Below are 17,415 nucleotides of genomic sequence, written 5' to 3'. Positions count from 1 at the left end.
TTGCCGCAGCGCAAAGAAGCGGCCGAAATCGGCGACCTTTTGCCGTTCAACTACTCCAAGACAAATGCCCAATAAAGCTGGGTACCGCTAGCATCCGTGCGCGATTACCCCTGAAGAAGCCGTCAAGGCGCATCGAAAATCGCGCTTACCCTCTATCCGCACCACTTGCCCCTTAATGTCACAAAAAAGGGGTACCTTGCGGCACCCCTCTTTCGTCCCCCAAACCGGAATCCCCCTCCCAGATGCAGGATCCCGGCCCCTCACAAATACCCCTCTCCCCCCTCATCTCTGTGTTCCCGGCCCAGCCCGGGTTATCTCACAGAGATCCAGCACTCTCCCCTTTCGGGTGCAGCAACTCCTACGCACTACATCTGAACCATCACTGCACAGAAGAGACGCTGCGATTCCTGTGACATCCTTTGCGCCAGCACGCGGGCACAGGAATGAGAGAGGAAAGGGAATGCGCCAGGCAAATAGTGAAGACACCGTCGCCGGGCCGCATCTCGGATATTTCCATTGAGGAAGGGCTTCGTAGCCTGAAGCCCCTCCTCCGCTTCGCTATGCCGGATCAGTTATGGCCGCCGCTCTTGCCGGGGCCACCGGTGCCGCTGCTGCCAGAGCCACCGTTGTTGCCATTGTTGCCGTTGTTGCCCGAGCCGCCGTTGTTGCCATTGTTGCCTGAGCCACCGTTGCCGCCGTTGTTGCCAGAGCCACCGTTGCCGCCATTGTTGCCTGAGCCACCGTTGCCGCTGTTGCCCGAACCACTATTGCCCGAACCGCTGTTGCCGCTGCTGCCGGAACCACTGTTGCCCGAGCCGCTGTTGCCGCTGCTGCCGGAGCCACTGTTGCCCGAGCCGCTGTTGCCGCTGCTGCCGGAACCACTGCCCGAGCCGCTGTTGCCGCTGCTGCCGGAACCACTATTGCCCGAGCCGCTGTTGCCGCTGCTGCCGGAGCCACTATTGCCCGAGCCGCTGTTGCCGCTGCTGCCGGAACCACTGTTGCCCGAACCGCTGTTGCCGCTGCTGCCGGAGCCACTGTTGCCCGAGCCACTGTTGCCGCTGCTGCCGGARCCACTGTTGCCCGAGCCGCTTTTGCCGCTGCTGCCGGAACCGCTGTTGCTCGAGCCGCTGTTGCCGCTCCTATCGTTGCGGTCGTTTCCGCCCTTGTCGTTGCGGTCATTGCCGCCCTTGTCGTTGCGGTCRTTGCCGCCCTTGTCGCCRCGGTCGTTKCCGCCCTTGTCGYYRCGGTCGTTGCCGCCCTTGTCGCCACGGTCGTTTCCGCCCTTGTCGTTGCGGTCGTTGCCGCCCTTGTCGTTGCGGTCGTTGCCGCCCTTGTCGCCRCGGTCGTTGCCGCCCTTGTCGCCGCGGTCGTTKCCGCCCTTGTCGCCGCGGTCGTTGCCRCCCTTGTCGCCACGGTCATTGCCGCCCTTGTCGCCGCGGTCGTTGCCGCCCTTATCGCCGCGGTCGTTGCCGCCCTTGTCGCCACGGCCGTTACCGCCCTTGTCGCCACGGTCGTTGCCGCCCTTGTCGTTGCGATCCCTGCCATCGTGATGGTCACGGTCCTTACCGTCGTGATGGTCACGGTCCTTGCCATCGTGATGGTCGCGATCCTTGCCGCCATGGTGGTCACGATCCTTGCCGCCATGGTGGTCACGGTCCTTGCCACCGTGGTGGTCATGGTCCTTGCCACCGTGGTGGTCATGATCCCTGCCGCCGTGGTGGTGATGATCCTTGCCGCCGTGGTGACCGTGATCACCGCCGTTATCGCCGGGGCCGTCACCGGGACCATCGCCGGGGCCATCACCGGGGCCATCACCGGGGCCGGAGCCGCCTGGATTGCCATTTCCGTCATTGCTGCCGGTGTTCTGATTGCCGGAAGAGCCCTGGCTCGATGCCTGCTTGCCAGGGTCGGAGCGGTTTCCGGAGCGGCCGCCGAAATTGTTGCCGCTGCTGTCGTCATTGACCGTGCGGCTGTCATCGTCCTTGCGGATGGATTTCGTCGGCAGGCACAGTCTGGCCTCAATGGTACCCGGCGCTGCCGTGGCGCAGTTGACGACTGCTGGCGCGGCCATTGTGAGGCTGCTGCTTGCCAAAAGGTAAGCAACGGCGACGCTATACTTCGCTGCTTTACGGATCATCTTCTCTCTCCCAAAGTTAACAAATCGTTAACTGCGGGAATTCTTATATTAGCAGACCGTTAATTCCAAGAATAAACTGTGGATAATGGCACAGGTTCTTAAGCTATAGTTAATTACGCAAGTAATAAATTTTATTAAAGTTCTAGTATAAACTGTGTTACCTTCCGCGCCGACAATAGAGGGGTGATTCATGCGATGGATTTTTTGCCTTGTTTCACTTGTGTTCTTTCCCGCGCAGTTTCAGGCCTTTGCCGGACAGCCTCTGCCGGTCGGCAGGAATATCGGCGCGCCGGTAGGCTTTGCCTCTGCCTGCGCGAGCTATCGCTGGCTTTGCCATGAGACATCCGCCGCGCGGCGCGCCCGCGGGCCGGCCGAGCAGGCGGGCATGCCGCTTCTGCGCAAGGTCACCCGCGCGGTAAACCTGCGCGTCCGCTCGACGGAGGACAGCTCCATCTCAGGAAACGGCGATGCCTGGACCCTGCCCGTCGGCGGCCGGGGCGACTGCGAGGATTACGCCCTGCAGAAGATGAAGGATCTCATCGACGCCGGATTTCCGGCAAGCCGCCTGGCGCTCTCGGTGGTGATCGGCCCGCATGACGAAAACCACGTCGTGCTGATCGCCCGCCTGGACGACGGCGATTACGTGCTCGACAATCTCAACAATGCCGTGAAGCCCTGGCGGGCGACGCCCTATACGTTTCTGGCGACGCAGGATTTTCGCGCACGAACAACCTGGCGCGTGACGCTGGCCGGGCCGCGGGCGGGCGAGTTTTCGTGATGGGAGATGACGGGTGCGGTTGGCGCCCGGAGCCCCCTCATCCGCCCTTCGGGCACCTTCTCCCCGCGGGGTAGAAGGGGTTTCGGGGCAAGGCCTTCCTTCCGATCAAACGTACTTCTCCGGATATTGCGGCTGCCCCTTTCTCCCCGGGGGGATGAAGATGGCGGGTGCGGTAGGCGCCAGGAGCCCCCTCATCCGCCCTTCGGGCACCTTCTCCCCGCGGGGTAGAAGGGGTTTCGGGGCAAGGCCTTCCTTCCCATCAAACGTGACTTCTRCGGATATTGCGGCTTTCCCCTTCTCCCCGGCGGGGAGAAGGTGCCCGAAGGGCGGATGAGGGGGCTGCGGGCGCAAACCTTGTCAGTCGTTTGACAGGACCCCTCCTCCGGCTCCGCCGCCACGAATTTCCACCAGCCGGAGATCGACGCAAGCACCGCATCGCCGCGCGAGTATTTCTCCATCACGCACCCTTCCTGACGCGTCTCCGCAACAATGCTAAAGTAAAATCGTCAGGCAATAGTCTGTGAGCCAAGTATCCGGAGGGGGATAGGATGAAGCTGACAAGAAAACAGTTCGGCATCGGCATGGTTGCCGCAGGTTTCGGGGCGGGAATGACTGCGCAGGCAACTGAAGTGCCGGACCAGGCTCCGGCCGGGAACAAGCCTGCGGAAAACCTGCCGACGACGCCGATGGCGGCGCATCAGGCGAGCTATTTCTTCAGGAATTCCGCCTTCGAATATGTGCTCCTGACCAGCCTCGGGCGCGCCTATCACCAGGGCGGCAATGTCGGCAAGGTTCTCTATCTCACCCGCCAGATCGAGGACGGCAATTTCGACAGCGCCTACAGCGCGATGGTATCAGCCGGCGACGAGGCGCTGACGATTGCGCAGGATTCGCTCTCCGGCAGCCACAAGGAAAGCGCCCGGCAGGCACTGCTCTGGGCGCAGAATTATTATGACAGCGCCACATACTTCGCCGATGGCACCGGCGATCCGACGAAGATCACCGCCGCCTGGCAGAAGATGGACGATTGCTGGCTGAAATCGCTTCCGCTCTTCGATCCGCCGATCGAAGAAGTGAGCATTCCCTATGAGAATACGGCGCTGCGCGGCTTCTATTTCCGCGGCAAGGGCACTGCGCAGAAGCGCCCGCTGCTGATCCTCGTCAATGGCAGCGATGGCTCGGCTCTCGACATGTGGATGATGGGAGCGGCCGGCGGCACCGCGCGCGGCTATGATTGCCTGACCTTCGACGGGCCGGGCCAGGGTTATGCGCTCTGGAAACAGGGCATGCCCTTCCGCCCGGATTTCGAGCATGTGGTGACCCCGGTCGTCGATTTCGCGCTGACGCTGCAAGGTGTCAATCCCGCGCGCATTGCGATCCAGGGCATCAGCCAGGGCGGCTATTGGGTGCCGCGCGCCGTCGCCTTCGAAAAGCGGATCGCCGCCGCGATCGCCGATCCCGGCGTGACCGACGTCTCCGCCTCCTGGACCGTCAGCCTGCCGCCGCCGATGCTGGCGCTGCTGAACGCCGGCAGGAAGGAGGAGTTCGACGGCTATATGGCCAAGATGCTGGACCCGGCGACGAAGAACGCGCTTGCCTTCCGCATGCGACCCTATGGCACCACCTCCTATTTCGACGCCTTCAAGGCGACGATGGCTTACCGGCTGGATGATGTGGCTGACAGGATCACCTGCCCGATGCTGATTACCGAGCCCGCCAACGAGGCCTTCTGGCCGGGGCAATCGCAAAAGCTCTACACGATGCTGACGGGCCCGAAGACGATGGCCGCCTTTGCGGTATCCGACGGGGCCGATCTGCATTGCGAGCCGGGCGGATACGGGCTGAGGGATTTGCGGGTATTCAACTGGCTGGACAAGGCTCTGGCGTGAGAACCGGGGCCTTTCGAACGATTGAGCCTCAGAACGACATCACCGCGCGGAACACCTGACCACCCAGCGGCGTTTCCCCATCTTCACCACCGGAGGAGGGTTTCCCATGAGCATTCTCAACCGCATCAAGCGCGCCATTTTCGGCGAGGCGCAAGCCACCGAGGCCGCAGCGCCCACACAGGCGCCCACCGCCCCTGCCAGCGCAGCACCCACCGCTCCCGCCAGCGCAGCACCCACGGCAAGCGCACCGGCTTCGGCCGCGCCCGCTGCCCCCTCGCCGGCGCCGACCACCAATCCCTCACCTGCCCCGGCCAAGGCGCAGCCTGTCGATATCGAGCAGATGCTGAACGCGGCCGTGAAAAAATCCGGCCAGAAGCTCGACTGGCGCCATTCGATCGTCGATCTCATGAAGGCGCTCGGAATGGATGCGAGCATGGCGGAACGCAAGGAACTGGCCGGCGAACTCGGCTATACCGGCGATACCGGTGACAGCGCGAAAATGAACACGTTCCTCCACAAGGCGCTGATGAAGATACTGTCGGAAAACGGCGGCAAGGTGCCGGCCGATCTCCTGGACTGAGTGCGAGCCGGACCGAGCGGCAGATGGCGTCGAGGCCTGGCACGGCGCCATCATATTCAAATCCGCGGGCCTGGTACTGGAGTGTTTTGAACCCGGGTTCAATCGTCTCCAAATCTTGCGGCACAGATATTGTCATCGACTTTTGCGCGCGCAGAGCCTAGATTAGCGTAAGGTATTACCTTTGACTAAGGAGGCTCCTGTGGCATCGCCGACCTCGCTGAAGCTCGATGACGAGCTGAAGAGCCGCGTCCAGCATCTGGCCGAAGCCCGCCGCCGCTCCTCCCACTGGATCATGCGGGAAGCCATCGCGCAATATGTCGAGCGCGAGGAAAAGCGCGAGGCTTTGCGACGGCAGACACTCGACGCCTGGGATGAATTTCAGGCAACCGGGCTTCACGTCACAGGCGACGAGGTCGAGAAATGGCTTTCCAACTGGGGAACTGACGACGAGCTGCCCGCACCCGAATGCCACAAGTAATCTTCTCGCCGGCAGCTATCCGAGACCTTCAGCGGCTGCGGGATTTCCTGGCATCGAAAAATCCGTTGGCCGCGAAGCGGGCGGGTGAGACGATCATTGCAGGTGTCAGAACACTCGGCCAGCATCCGCATAAGGGCCGCCTCATTGAGGACCTACCCGAGCAATACCGCGAATGGCTCATCGATTTCGGAGACAGCGGATATGTGGTTCGCTACCGCCTTGACGAGAAGACGGTGACGATCCTCGCGGTGCGGCACCAGAAGGAAGCCATGTTCTGATAGGGGTGACCTGGCGTTTGCCGTGACGAGATCAGGTTCCCCTGAAACAAGGTCCGCCCAAAACGGCTACGCCAGCCCGAAGGCCTTACGCGCCATCGAACAGGCGTCGTCGCCGGGAAGGCATGTGCGGCAGACGTCCGGCCTGAGGCCGTAGATCACGCATGATACTTGCGAACCGACGGTGCCCGAGAGCGCAGAGCAACGCTCTCCATCACAGCGCATGCCGGTCTGATCCGCCGAAACGAAATGCGCCGGCAGCAGATCGAGGTCCTCTTCGCTCTCGGTGGTGAACCTCGGCCATTCGCTCGAATAGGAACAGCACGCGCCGCAGGCCTGACAGTCTAGCTCTGTTGATAGGGTCATGGGTGGCTCTTACCACTGTATCGGCCAAGGATGCAAAGGCATCGGTGCTATGGCGGGCCGGCAACCAGGAACACGTTGGTCTTCTGAGAACCCACGCGTCGTCGCCGGTGGCAGTCACGTCGCCGGCACCGGAAACAATACCGGCAGGCTCACTTCGCTTTCAGCGGCACCGGAAAATCGTTGCTGAGGTCGGCCAGGCACAGTTGAAAATCGATGGCCGTATCCTTCGAACGCACCCGTTCCCCGTTCGACTTGACGTCCGTCACGTCGAGTTCGATCGGAACGGTGATCATCCTGTCCCCGTAAAACTGGTTGAAGGCAACACTGATCGCGTGAGAGGAGCTCGTCGCTTCCATGAGGATTTTCAGCGCCGGGTCGGTTTCGAGGAGCATCGACGCGCTCCCGGGCACCCTGGTGCCATATGGTTCCGAGCGCTTGTCCGCGTGGCTCTCCGTACCCGCCCCGATAAGATAGGCCTGCGAAGGCGCCGATGGCGTGAAATGGATCTCGCCATCCTCTCCCATCCAGGCCTCATCGACGATAAGGGTCAACGCAATACTCCAGAGGGAAGCTACGCCGGGCGTCTTCACGAAGAAACGGGTTTTGAGCAGATCGAGAGAGCCGGTCACCCGAAGATACTGTCCTGACCGATAGACATGATCCCTCGTGATCGCGACAAACGTATAGCTGCAGCCCCCAGTCCTGCCATCCTCCATCACCTGTGGTTCAGCCGCTGCATTCAACGTACCGTTCATGATATCGAGTAGCTCGATCGCCTTTGCAGGCACCACGGCGAGGCAGGCCGAAAGCAATGTCCCGGCCAGCGAAATCCACTTCATGCCAATCCCCCACCCTTGATGACGGCGCACCATAAATGCCCGCGGCTCGTAGTCCAGCCCCCTCACAGCGACCACAAAAGAAATGCGCCCACCCATGCGGGTGATATCCACGTGCTTGTCCGAGGCGTAAAGTTTCTCCGGCCCTGATATCAGGAGCAGCAAGAGGAGGACGCAATGCCGACCATCCTGGCTCATCACGACGTCAAGGACGTCAAACACTGGCTCGCCTCGCCCCGTCGCAAGCAAGTTTTCGAACCGATCGGCTGCACGAACATTCGCACCTTCGTCGATCCGCAATCGTCCAACAAGGTTGGCCTCGTCATGGACGTTGCCGACATGGGCCGGCTGGCGGAATTCATGAAGAGCAGGCAGGCGGCGGAGGCGATGGAATATGACGGCGTATTGCCCGAGACCCTGGTAATCCTCGTTCAATCCTGACCAGGCAGCCGAGTTCGATCCGTCATGGATCGATCCGTTCTGTCGGCGCACCGCGCCGGCAATCGATCCCCTCCGCCCATGCATCCTTTTTCCGCTTCGAACGTTTGAACTCCGTCAGCAAGAAGGAGACCGAAATGGCGAGCACGACAGGCAGGGACGCCATCGAAGGCATGGACGAGCTCAGGGACGCGAGCGAGCCGACGCCAGCCCCCGAACGTGAAAAGACCCCCGAACAGGAAAAGACCGATCAGCACGCAAACGCCGAGGGTTTTGCGAGCGAGGCCGAATACAAGGCCTATCTGGATGCGGTTGCCGAAGATGCTCCGGTCGAGGAAGTCATCGTCGATATCGAGCGCGCAGCAGCACGCGAGGAGCTCGAGCGGCAGATCGAGGATGTGCGTTACGAGATCAACAATCTGCGCGCCCGGCTGCATATCGTTCGCCATCAGGCGGGCACCGTGGTCGAGCAGAACCTGCGCTGGGCCGATGCCAGCGCCCATGCACAGCTCGGCGATTATCCCTGGCTGAAACTGTCGGGCGCCATGGCCGCGGCCTTCCTCGTCGGCAAGGCCCTGCAGCAGCTGCCCTTCGGCTCACTGGTGAGCGCGGCGGCACCGATGCTGATTGCGGCGGCGCGGGAAAAAAGAAGGTAGCGGGCGCCCTTTCCCCGATGCATGCTACCCTGCCCTGACCGACAGAGCTTTGCTCGGTGCCGGCAGGGCCCGCCGGTGGCGCAAAGCCAGCCGGGCGATCTTCTTGCAATCAAGGCGCGCTTTTTCTATCTTTGCTGCGGGCACTTGAACAAAGGAGGTTGCCTATGACACCGCGGGACGCCTGATCCAGGACTATCGTGACTACTGCCTTTCCAAAGGCATCGACTACGCATGCATTCGATCCGTACGGCCGCACGACGATACCACGCTCTTCTGCAGCGCCGGTATGCAGCAGTACAAGCCCCTCTTCTCCGATCCGTCCCACAAGGGAACCGTCGCAAACAGCCAGGCCTGCCTGCGCATGGGCGACCTCGACGAGATCGGCGATGGCACGCATTTCCTGCACTTCACCATGCTCGGACTATTCTCCTTCCGTCAGATGACGGTCGGCGAAGCGATCGATTTCTGGCTGGATTTCCTTGGGCTGCTCGGGCTCACGCCCGACCATGTCACCATCCATCCCGACAGGCTGAAGGAATGGACTCCGCTCTATCGCGGCCGCGTGCCGATCATTCCCGATCCCGAATGCATATGGAGCGACGGCAGCATCAGCGGATACTGCACGGAATTCTATAAGGACGGGATCGAGATCGGCAATATCGTCAATCCGTTGGGAACCTGCATCGACGTCGGCTTCGGCGCCGAGCGGCTGGACATGATCGTCAACGGCACCCCGCCCGGGACCGTCGTCGACAGGCTCAAATCCGCGATCATGACGATCATCGATAGCGGCTACCGTCCCGGCGGCAAGGAGCACGGCTATGTTCTGCGCAAGCTCCTGCGGCACCTGCATGCCGTTGGCGGAATGCTCGACCATCCCTTCTTCCGTGAGGAGGTGGAGCGGCAGAGCCGGCTTGTCGAAAAGTACGAGCGGCTTCGCCACAAGCATCCCGACAAGTCACCGGAATGGTGGTTCGACACGCATGGCGTGGATGTCGAGACAATGCGGTCCTCGGGGGAGTGATGCCCGGCGCTTGATTGGGGAGGCGCTCCCCAATCTCGCTTGCCAGGTCTGATGACGGTGAGGTTGAGCCCGGAGCCCCCTCATCCGGCCCTTCGGGCCACCTCTCCCCGCCGGGGAGAAGGGGTGCCGCTGCAACGCCTCGGCATCCCATCAAGTCGTCACATCAGAGATGGTGCCGCCGGTTTCCCCTTCTCCCCTTGGGGAGAAGGTGCCCGAAGGGCGGATGAGGGGGCTGCGGTCGCAAACCTCCCCCAAGCCTATCCCAGCACCATCACCGCCGAAACTTCCGCCGTGCCGCCCGCATCACGCTTTCCGCAAGGATCACAAGACACCCGACCATGAGCAGCACCGCCCCTGCGGCCGGACCAATCAGTGCCGTTTCCACGGCGAGGCCGACGGCGAGCACCAGGAGCAGGCTGAACAGCGCCAGCGCCCCGTCATCGATGAACATGCCGATGAGTTCCTTGACGGCGATCCTGAGAATGCTCATCGGGCGGGCTCCATATGCGTGTCGTGATATTGGCGCAGCCGCTGCACGGCGATGAAGGAAAAGGCGGCAAGCAGGGCGAAGATGCCGATCAGCGAGAAATCCTCGCCCGGCCATGGGGCACCGATGCCCTCGCCCACCCAGAAGATGCCGAAAGCCGTCAGCAGCAGCCCGACCGTGAATTTCAGCGTGTTCTCCGGCACCGAGGACAGCGGCTTGTGGACGAGGAAGCCGATGACGAGCACGGCGATGCAGGCAATCAGCGCGCCGGCGCTCGCATAGGGCAGCATGCCGGGCCGCGCGCCTGTGGCGATCACGATGAACACCACTTCGATGCCTTCGAGCAGCACGGCCTTGAAGGCGGCCGTGCCGGCCAGGAAATCGGCGCGCCGGTCGGCGGACTGCCGGGCCAGTGCATCGGTCTCGGCGGCGAAGGCCTTTGCCTCGTCATGCAGCGCGATGAAGCCGGAAGCGCGCAGGATCGCCTTTCTCAGCCACCGCATGCCGAACAGGATCAGCAGCGTGCCGATGGCAAATTGCAGGATATCGATCGGGACAAGGCCGAGCAGCGGGCCGAAGACCAGCACCAGCACCGCCAGCACGAAAAGCGCCAGCCCCGTGCCGATAAAGGCCGGCCGCCAGCTCTGCGTGACGCCGACCGCAAGGATGATGGTGAAGGCTTCCACGACTTCCACGAAGGAGCCGAGGAAGGAGGCTGCCATTGTCGAGGTTATGCTAGTTATCGTCGTCATCGTCTGCTCGGTTTTCCTGGGTCTCGATCCGGACTGGCCGGGTCCACGGCAAGGAGAATGCCAGCAGCAATCCAGCCATGTCTATCGCACTTATGGCTCGGTAGACACCGGCTTTGTCGGGCGGGAAGATTGCCGGGCCGGGAGGACTGGCATGTGGCGGGCGCAGGTCGTGCCAAGGCTGTAGGTCAGGGACCTGTCCTGCCCTTTTCTATATCCTGCAAATCCGTAAGCGCCCCCTCGCCCCGCATGCCAGACGCATGACAGGGCGAGGCGGGCACATCGGGCAGCCCTCAACGCAATGGCTCTCCCGGGCTGCCTTCGATCTCGGGTTCGTAGTTGAAGCTCATGTAGATGACGATGAAGATGATGATCGCGAGGAACATCAGGCTCGTATAGATCGTGCCGAGGCCGAGGCCGCCATAGTCCGGCGGCTGCGAGAGATAGTCGCCGAGCGAGGCGCCGAGTGGCCGGGTGAAGATATAGGCGAGCCAGAAGGCCAGGATGCCGTCGAGCCTGAATGCGTAATGGGCAAACGCGATGGCGGCGATGATGGCGCCGAAGATCAGGCCCGTGGTGATGTAGCCAAAGCCGAAGACTTCGGAGATCAGGTCGCCGACCGCCGTCCCCAGAGCGAAGGTGAAGAGCACAACCAGCCAGTAGAAGGCTTCACGCCGCGCCGTGAAGATCGAGTGGATCGACAGCGTTCCCTCCCTGGCCCTCCACAGGATGAAGGTGATCACGAGCGCGATCGAGAAGAAGATGGTCGAACTCRGCAGCGGCACGCCGAAATTGTCGGTCAGATTGTCCGTCACCAGCGTTCCGACAACGCTGATCAGCACCACCGCCAGCCAGTAGACCGAGGGGACGTAACGCCGCTGGGCGAACTGCAGCACGATGGCGCCGATGAGGATCGCCGTCATGATGACGGAGGTGACCGTCAGGCCGAGGCCCATATTGACCGCCAGATAATCGGCGGCGGTCTCGCCCATCGTCACCGCCATCAGCTTGATCAGCCAGAAATCGACGGTGACGCGCGGCACGCGGTTGATGTCATCGACAGGCATGTTCGCCAGCCTGTCCGCCAGCCTGTCCGTTCGTCTTTCTGCCATTGGATCTCTCCTTGCGGCTTGCCTTCGGGTCACTTGCCGATCAACGCCATGGCCTCGGTCAGGAACTTGTCCGAGCGGGTGTCGTCATCGGCATTGCAGCGCTCGACCGCTTTCGCTTCGAGATCGTTGACCCTGGCCATGTCGGCATCGCTGAGCGTGGCCTTCGCCTTGGCCGCCCGCATGTCCCTCAGCATGTCCTCGCAGGGCACGGTCGCGGCATGGGCGGGCATGGTGACGGCCATGAGGCCGGCGATGGCGATGACGAAGGCATCGAGACGTGTCGTGGGGGGCGTCTTCATGGGATAACTCCTTGAATGCGGCGACCGGCGCCGCCTGCTTGAACAACGGTGGCTTCACGTTTTTCGCCACCGTGTCCGAACTTCTAGCCGACGGCCCATACGCGGCCTTTGCCGGGAAGATACGGTTTCGTAAGAAAGGTCGGCTGCGGGAAAAGCCGGGATCGGACCGATCCCGCCTGCTTACGAATCCGTAAGAATTCGATAAGGTGGCGGACACAATTCTGCGCGAATTGTGCGGCGTGAGAGTAATCTTCCGATCGTGAAAGGTTTGGACAGGCCATGCGCATTCTCGTCGTCGAGGACGATCAAAGGACGGCCGATTTTGTCGCTCGCGGCATGATCGAGGCGGGCCACGTCTGCGACGTCATCGACGACGGGCGCGACGCACTTTTCCAGGCGACACGGGAGCCATATGACGTGCTTGTCGTCGACAGGATGGTGCCCGGCCTCGACGGGCTGTCGCTGATCAAGGCGGTGCGCGCCGCAAGGATCGGCACGCCGGCGATTTTCCTGACCTCCGTCAGCGGCGTCGACGACCGCGTCGAAGGGCTGGAGGCCGGCGGCGACGATTACCTCACCAAGCCCTTCGCCTTTTCCGAGCTTCTCGCCCGCGTCAACGCGCTGGCGCGCCGCCCGCCCGTGCAGGACCAGAAGACGGTGCTGCGCGTGGCCGATCTCGAACTCGACCTGGTGCGCCGGCAGGTGACGCGGCAGGGCCAGGCGATCGAGCTGCAGCCGCGCGAATTCACCCTGCTCGAAGTGCTGATGCGCGGCGAAGGCCGGGTGCTGACCCGCACCATGCTGCTCGAACGCGTCTGGGATTTCCATTTCGATCCGAAGACCAGCGTCGTCGAAACCCATGTCAGCCGGCTGCGCGCCAAGATCGACAAGCCTTTCGACATTCCGCTGCTCCATACCGTGCGCAATACCGGCTACAGCCTGCATGCGCCGCGCTAGAGCATCGGACCGAAAAGTGTATGGCGGTTTTCGGATAATCCGATGCTGAAGGAAAAAACATCGGATCGAAAGGTGTGCAGCGGTGTTCGGATCATCCGATGCTGAAACAAAAAGCCGTTTCCGGGAAAAGCTCCAGGCTGCTGCGCAGCACGCCCTTCCGGCTGGCGCTCGCCTTCGGCCTGCTCTTCATCCTGGCCTTTCTGGTAGCCGGCATCATCACCTACCAGCTCCTGAAGCGCGATCTGGCCCAGGCGCTCGACGATTCCGTGCGCGAGACCTATTCGGTCGTCGCCTCCACCTATTCGCCGGCCGATATCGAAGACCTCGTCGCCGCTGTCGCAGCCTATGCCCGCCTCAACAATGCCGAGGACAGTATTTTCCTGCTGTCAGGCGACAAGGGTAAGCGGCTTGCCGGCAATGTCTCGCCCTTTGCGGCGCAAGACGGCCTTTCGACCATCGAGTCCGGCGACATCGGCCAGAAGGGCGACGACCGCATCCGCATCCTGGCGGGCACCGTCGGCGGCAACCGGCTGATCGTCGGCGAGAGCTTTGCCGAAACCGAGGATCTGGAACGGATCGCGCTGATGAGTTTCGGCTGGGCGACCGGCGGCATCGTGCTCCTCGCCTGCGGCGGCGGCGCCTTTCTCGCCGCCCGCGCACAGCGCCGGCTCGACGGCATCGAGCGGGCGATGAGCGACGTTTCGGCCGGCGATCTTGCGCGGCGCATTCCGCTCGAAGGCAATGGCGACGATATCGATGTCGTCGCCGCCCATATGAACCAGGCACTGGACCGGCTGTCGGCCCTCGTCGAGGGCATGCGGCAGGTGAGCGCCGATATCGCCCATGACCTGAAGACGCCGCTCAACCGCCTGAAGATGACCGTCGAGCAGGCGATCGAACAGGGCGGCCGCGGCGAGGATGTCCGGCCGCTTCTGATCGACGCCCGCGAGGAAAGCGACCGCATCAATGCCACCTTCGAGGCGCTGCTGCGCATCTCGCAGATCGAGGCCGGCGCCCGCAAGGCGCGCTTCCGCCCGGTCGACATCAGCGACATCATGGCGTCGGTTGCGGAAATCTACTGCGGCGTTGCCGAGGATAACGGCCAGTCGCTCGACTTCGCCGCCAGGCCCGCCTCCCCCTGCATGGTCAATGGCGACCGCGAACTGCTGACCCAGCTCTTCGTCAACCTCGTGGAAAACGCCATCAACCATTGCCCGCCGACGACCAGGATCACCCTTGCCCTGCAGGCCGGCGATGACGGCTTTGCGGCTGGTATTTCCGATGACGGCCCCGGCATTCCCGAAGCCGAGCGCGAACTCGTCTTCCGCCGCCTCTACCGCCTCGACAAGAGCCGCACGACATCGGGCAGCGGCCTGGGGTTAAGCCTCGTCAAGGCAATCGCCGACCTGCACGCCGCCCGCATCACGCTCGCCGACCGCCATCCAGGCCTTGGCGTTACGCTTGTTTTTCCTGCGCAGCAGGGATGAAACTGGCAAAAGCCGGGCTCTCTTTGGAGATTCGCGGTCCTCACCTCTCTTGCCATGTTAGATAAAAGCAAGGTTGAGGCCGGAGCCCCCTCATCCGCCCTTCGGGCACCTTCTCCCCGCTGGGGAGAAGGGGTTGCCGCACCGTCCGCTCCGCATCGGACTGTCAAACGCGCCGCAAAGGGCGCAACGGGTTTCCCCTTCTCCCCGCCGGGGAGAAGGTGGCCCGAAGGGTCGGATGAGGGGGCTCCGGCCTCAACCGCGCTTTTGTCTGAGCTTGCAAGGCAGGATGGGGGTGGCGCCCTCACCCATCACCCCCGCTCGCTCTGCACCTCATCTGCCGTCCTCGCGATAAACCGCTTCGAGACCAGCCAGCAGCCGAGCGCCCAGAGTGCGCCGGCGACCCAGCCGGCGAGCACGTCCGTCGGGTAATGGACGCCGAGATAGATGCGGCTGAGGCCGATGATGACGGCGAGGAAGATGCCGGCCGCCATGACGAAGATGCGTGTGGCGCGGTAGCGCTGCGTGCGGGCGAGCAGCGCGCCGAGCGTGAGATAGGTGACGGCGGAGACCATCGCATGGCCGCTCGGGAAGCTCATGTCGCTGACATCGACGAGATGCGGAACGATATCGGGCCTGGCGCGGGCGACGATGATCTTGAGTGCCGTGCTGGCGAGCCAGCCCGACAGGACCGAGAGAAACAGGAAGACGGCAATCCCGGTCTTGCGGTCGAGCAGCAGATAGACGGTCGCAAGCGCGGTCAGGATCGTCAGGACGGTCACGCCGCCAAGGCTGGTAATGTCGCCCATCGCGTGGGTGAGCCATGACGGGCCGATCGGCAGGCTGAGATCGCCAGGCTGGCGCAGCCACAAGAGGATCGTCTGGTCGAAGCCGAGCGTTTCGCCCTCCAGCACCTCGCTCGTCAGCCGCTGCAGCAGGAAAAGGCCGCCGGCGATGCATGCGAAGGTGATGAGCGTCATCGGCTCATACTGGTTCAGCCAGGTCTTGATACGCTGCTGCATTCTTCTCCCGTCACACAAGATTACGCGCCCGGAAAGTTCCGGCGCAGGAACCCATCAACTGTGTGCAGCGGCTTGATTTTGCAAGGGGTGGCTGCCTCCGGCCGGCCCTCGCCGACGAGCGGCAGGCCGATCAGAGCCGGATGGCCGTTTCCTCCTTCGCCGTGCGGATGACGATCATGGTGAAATAGCGGGCGACATTGTTTTCATCGCGGAAAAGCCGTTCGCACAGCGCATCGAATTCCTCCATGTCGCGCAGGCGCAGCATCAGCACGACATCGGTTTCGCCCGTGACGGAATAGGCTTGCGAGACCGCCTCCTCGGCGACCGCGATATCGAGAAAGCGGCGCATATGCGTCTCGCCGTGCAGCTTCAGTTCCACCGTCACAAGGGCCTTGATCCCGCGCCCGGCCTTTGCCGGATTGAGGATAGCGACGATGCGGTCGATGACACCCGATTTGCGCAGCCGCTGCACGCGGCGCAGGCAGCTGGAGGGAGCAAGACCCACCTCGTCGGCCATGTCGATATTCGTGCGCGACGCGTCGCGCTGCATGAGGTTCAGGAGTTTGCGGTCGATGCGATCCATTCCCGGAGCATAGCGGCCGAACAGGCATTTGCAATAAAATTGCAAGGCACTGCAATCTTTGACCGCAAATTCGAAGCGAACGGGTCTAGCAGATTGGGGCACCACAAAAGGGGTCTCCGATGTCGTTCCTATCCTTCGTGAAGCGCAATACCAGCCAGACACTCGCCATCTACTGGGTGCTTGTCCGCATCACCGTTCCGATCGCAATCCTGACCGAGATCCTGTCGCGGATGGGTCTGGTCAAGGCGGCAGCACCCGCCTTCGCGCCGGTCATGAACCTGATCGGGCTTCCGCCGGAACTGGGCCTTGCCTGGCTGACCGGCATGCTGGTCGGGATCTGGGGCGCCGTCCCGCTCGTCTTCACCCTCGTTCCCGCATCCTCGCTCAGCGTCGCCGACGTGACGGTCTTCTCGGCCCTGATCCTGTTTGCGCACGGCCTGCCGATCGAGCAGAAGATCATCCAGAAAGCCGGCCCGGGCATGATCGCGACCACGGTGCTGCGCATCGCGGGCGGCCTGCTCTATGCCTTCATGCTGCACCATGTTCTCTCGGCGACGGGCTGGCTGTCGGCGCCGGTCGATCCCGTCTGGCTGCCGATGGGCGCGACACCCGGCTGGGCCGATTACCTCATGGGTCTTGCCGAGACCATGATGTGGATGCTCGTCATCCTGCTTACCCTCTCCTGGACGCTCGAGATCCTCAAGGTGACCGGGCTCATGGAATGGATGATGAAGGCGCTTTCGCCCGTGCTTCGCCTTGCCGGCATCCGCGGCGAGGCCGGACAGCTGACGGCGATCGGCCTGTTCCTCGGCATTTCCTACGGCGCCGGCCTGCTGATCCGCGAGGCGCAATCGGGGGCGATCTCGCCGCGCCAGATCTTTCTCTCCTGCGTGTTCATGGGTTTTGCCCATAGCGTCATCGAGGACACGATCGTGGTGATGTCGCTCGGCGCCGACCTCAACGGCGTCCTGACCGGCCGGCTCGTCTTTGCGGTTGCGGCCTGCGCGGCCATCGCCGCCCTGCTTCGCCACCTGCCCGACAAGGCTTTCTTCGCCCGGATGTTCCGGCCGGCGACCATGGAGGCCGAACGGCGATAGGCGTCGGCAAGTCCGGCGCGGGCAGATCCCGCGCCGATCACATAGGGTTCACCGAACTTTGAACTCACCTCTTCATCTACCGCTTTCTCGACCTTCGTATAGTTACAAATCCCGGCCAACGCGGTGATCTTGACGGGACGGAAGAACAGTCACTCCTGGATAGCGGAT

Annotated in this window: 20 protein-coding genes and 1 pseudogene; 11 read left to right on the top strand and 10 right to left on the bottom strand. The window is 62.8% G+C overall.

Annotated elements, in window-relative coordinates:
- Window positions 1-568: 568 nt before the first annotated feature.
- Window positions 569-2,137 carry a hypothetical protein gene (locus AC1DF8_RS34215; RefSeq protein ID WP_478157182.1) on the bottom strand — a complete coding sequence of 523 codons (1,569 nt, stop codon included), beginning with the start codon at window positions 2,135-2,137 and terminating at the stop codon, window positions 569-571.
- 190 nt (window positions 2,138-2,327) lie between these two features.
- On the opposite strand from AC1DF8_RS34215, the gene AC1DF8_RS34210 reads away from it, so the two are divergent.
- From AC1DF8_RS34210 to AC1DF8_RS34190, 5 genes are all read left to right on the top strand, one after another.
- Complete coding sequence (locus AC1DF8_RS34210; RefSeq protein WP_112543398.1) at window positions 2,328-2,915, top strand: transglutaminase-like cysteine peptidase; 588 nt, start codon at window positions 2,328-2,330, stop codon at window positions 2,913-2,915.
- 548 nt (window positions 2,916-3,463) lie between these two features.
- Entirely contained in the window at window positions 3,464-4,804 is a 1,341-nt protein-coding gene (locus AC1DF8_RS34205; protein WP_478157180.1) for an alpha/beta hydrolase family protein, read from the top strand.
- Window positions 4,805-4,910: 106 nt separating this feature from the next.
- A complete protein-coding gene (locus AC1DF8_RS34200; protein WP_478157178.1) occupies window positions 4,911-5,384 on the top strand; it encodes a DUF3597 domain-containing protein in 474 nt (157 codons plus the stop codon).
- 199 nt (window positions 5,385-5,583) lie between these two features.
- A complete protein-coding gene (locus tag AC1DF8_RS34195; RefSeq protein WP_478157176.1) occupies window positions 5,584-5,862 on the top strand; it encodes a CopG family ribbon-helix-helix protein in 279 nt (92 codons plus the stop codon).
- A complete protein-coding gene (locus AC1DF8_RS34190) occupies window positions 5,850-6,140 on the top strand; it encodes a type II toxin-antitoxin system RelE/ParE family toxin (protein ID WP_112972752.1) in 291 nt (96 codons plus the stop codon). Before AC1DF8_RS34195 ends, AC1DF8_RS34190 begins: the two co-directional genes overlap by 13 nt.
- A 66-nt stretch (window positions 6,141-6,206) precedes the next feature.
- Here the strand turns inward: AC1DF8_RS34190 and AC1DF8_RS34185 are convergent, their stop codons facing one another.
- Entirely contained in the window at window positions 6,207-6,503 is a 297-nt protein-coding gene (locus tag AC1DF8_RS34185; RefSeq protein WP_478157174.1) for a YkgJ family cysteine cluster protein, read from the bottom strand.
- Between the two features lie 149 nt (window positions 6,504-6,652).
- Window positions 6,653-7,453, bottom strand: coding sequence for a hypothetical protein (locus AC1DF8_RS34180; protein ID WP_478157172.1), 801 nt, complete (start codon window positions 7,451-7,453; stop codon window positions 6,653-6,655).
- 63 nt (window positions 7,454-7,516) lie between these two features.
- Between AC1DF8_RS34180 and AC1DF8_RS34175 the strand changes: the two genes are divergently transcribed.
- The 3 genes from AC1DF8_RS34175 to AC1DF8_RS34165 all read left to right on the top strand — a co-directional run bounded on the left by AC1DF8_RS34175 (window position 7,517) and on the right by AC1DF8_RS34165 (window position 9,457).
- On the top strand, window positions 7,517-7,780 hold the full coding sequence (locus tag AC1DF8_RS34175) for a hypothetical protein (protein WP_018114411.1): 264 nt from the start codon (window positions 7,517-7,519) through the stop codon (window positions 7,778-7,780).
- A gap of 134 nt (window positions 7,781-7,914) precedes the next feature.
- Complete coding sequence (locus AC1DF8_RS34170; protein WP_478157170.1) at window positions 7,915-8,433, top strand: hypothetical protein; 519 nt, start codon at window positions 7,915-7,917, stop codon at window positions 8,431-8,433.
- 181 nt (window positions 8,434-8,614) lie between these two features.
- Entirely contained in the window at window positions 8,615-9,457 is an 843-nt protein-coding gene (locus AC1DF8_RS34165) for an alanine--tRNA ligase-related protein (protein ID WP_478157184.1), read from the top strand.
- A 271-nt stretch (window positions 9,458-9,728) separates the two neighbouring features.
- On the opposite strand, the gene AC1DF8_RS34160 is transcribed toward AC1DF8_RS34165, so the two are convergent.
- From AC1DF8_RS34160 to AC1DF8_RS34145, 4 genes are all read right to left on the bottom strand, one after another.
- The gene (locus AC1DF8_RS34160; RefSeq protein ID WP_112972756.1) at window positions 9,729-9,947 is read right to left on the bottom strand and encodes a hypothetical protein; all 219 of its coding nucleotides are present in this window, start codon (window positions 9,945-9,947) and stop codon (window positions 9,729-9,731) included.
- Window positions 9,944-10,696, bottom strand: a complete 753-nt coding sequence (locus AC1DF8_RS34155) for a TMEM165/GDT1 family protein (RefSeq protein ID WP_113212808.1) — start codon at window positions 10,694-10,696, stop codon at window positions 9,944-9,946. Before AC1DF8_RS34155 ends, AC1DF8_RS34160 begins: the two co-directional genes overlap by 4 nt.
- A gap of 290 nt (window positions 10,697-10,986) precedes the next feature.
- A complete protein-coding gene (locus tag AC1DF8_RS34150; protein WP_478157167.1) occupies window positions 10,987-11,805 on the bottom strand; it encodes a COG4705 family protein in 819 nt (272 codons plus the stop codon).
- A gap of 29 nt (window positions 11,806-11,834) precedes the next feature.
- On the bottom strand, window positions 11,835-12,104 hold the full coding sequence (locus tag AC1DF8_RS34145; protein ID WP_478157166.1) for a hypothetical protein: 270 nt from the start codon (window positions 12,102-12,104) through the stop codon (window positions 11,835-11,837).
- Window positions 12,105-12,383: 279 nt separating this feature from the next.
- On the opposite strand from AC1DF8_RS34145, the gene AC1DF8_RS34140 reads away from it, so the two are divergent.
- Both AC1DF8_RS34140 and AC1DF8_RS34135 read left to right on the top strand, forming a co-directional pair.
- Complete coding sequence (locus AC1DF8_RS34140; RefSeq protein WP_112543412.1) at window positions 12,384-13,061, top strand: winged helix-turn-helix domain-containing protein; 678 nt, start codon at window positions 12,384-12,386, stop codon at window positions 13,059-13,061.
- 98 nt (window positions 13,062-13,159) lie between these two features.
- Window positions 13,160-14,548, top strand: coding sequence for a HAMP domain-containing sensor histidine kinase (locus tag AC1DF8_RS34135; RefSeq protein WP_478157163.1), 1,389 nt, complete (start codon window positions 13,160-13,162; stop codon window positions 14,546-14,548).
- 35 nt (window positions 14,549-14,583) lie between these two features.
- Here the strand turns inward: AC1DF8_RS34135 and AC1DF8_RS34130 are convergent.
- The 3 genes and pseudogenes from AC1DF8_RS34130 to AC1DF8_RS34120 all read right to left on the bottom strand — a co-directional run.
- Window positions 14,584-14,853: pseudogene (locus AC1DF8_RS34130) on the bottom strand (hypothetical protein); the annotation flags it as partial.
- 3 nt (window positions 14,854-14,856) lie between these two features.
- Window positions 14,857-15,567 (bottom strand): phosphatase PAP2 family protein, encoded by a 711-nt coding sequence (locus AC1DF8_RS34125; RefSeq protein ID WP_112543413.1) that lies wholly within the window; start codon window positions 15,565-15,567, stop codon window positions 14,857-14,859.
- Window positions 15,568-15,697: 130 nt separating this feature from the next.
- Window positions 15,698-16,150: an Lrp/AsnC family transcriptional regulator gene (locus tag AC1DF8_RS34120; protein ID WP_183877605.1), complete on the bottom strand. Its 453-nt coding sequence runs from the start codon at window positions 16,148-16,150 to the stop codon at window positions 15,698-15,700.
- Window positions 16,151-16,269: 119 nt separating this feature from the next.
- Here AC1DF8_RS34120 and AC1DF8_RS34115 point away from each other — a divergent pair, with 119 nt between their 5' ends.
- A complete protein-coding gene (locus AC1DF8_RS34115) occupies window positions 16,270-17,247 on the top strand; it encodes a nucleoside recognition domain-containing protein (protein ID WP_478157160.1) in 978 nt (325 codons plus the stop codon).
- Window positions 17,248-17,415 lie beyond the last annotated feature (168 nt).

This window comes from Rhizobium sp. 05N49 (assembly GCF_056396805.1).
The sequence above is the reverse complement of the archived record's forward strand: the minus strand, read 5'-3'. Positions and strand labels throughout refer to the sequence as shown.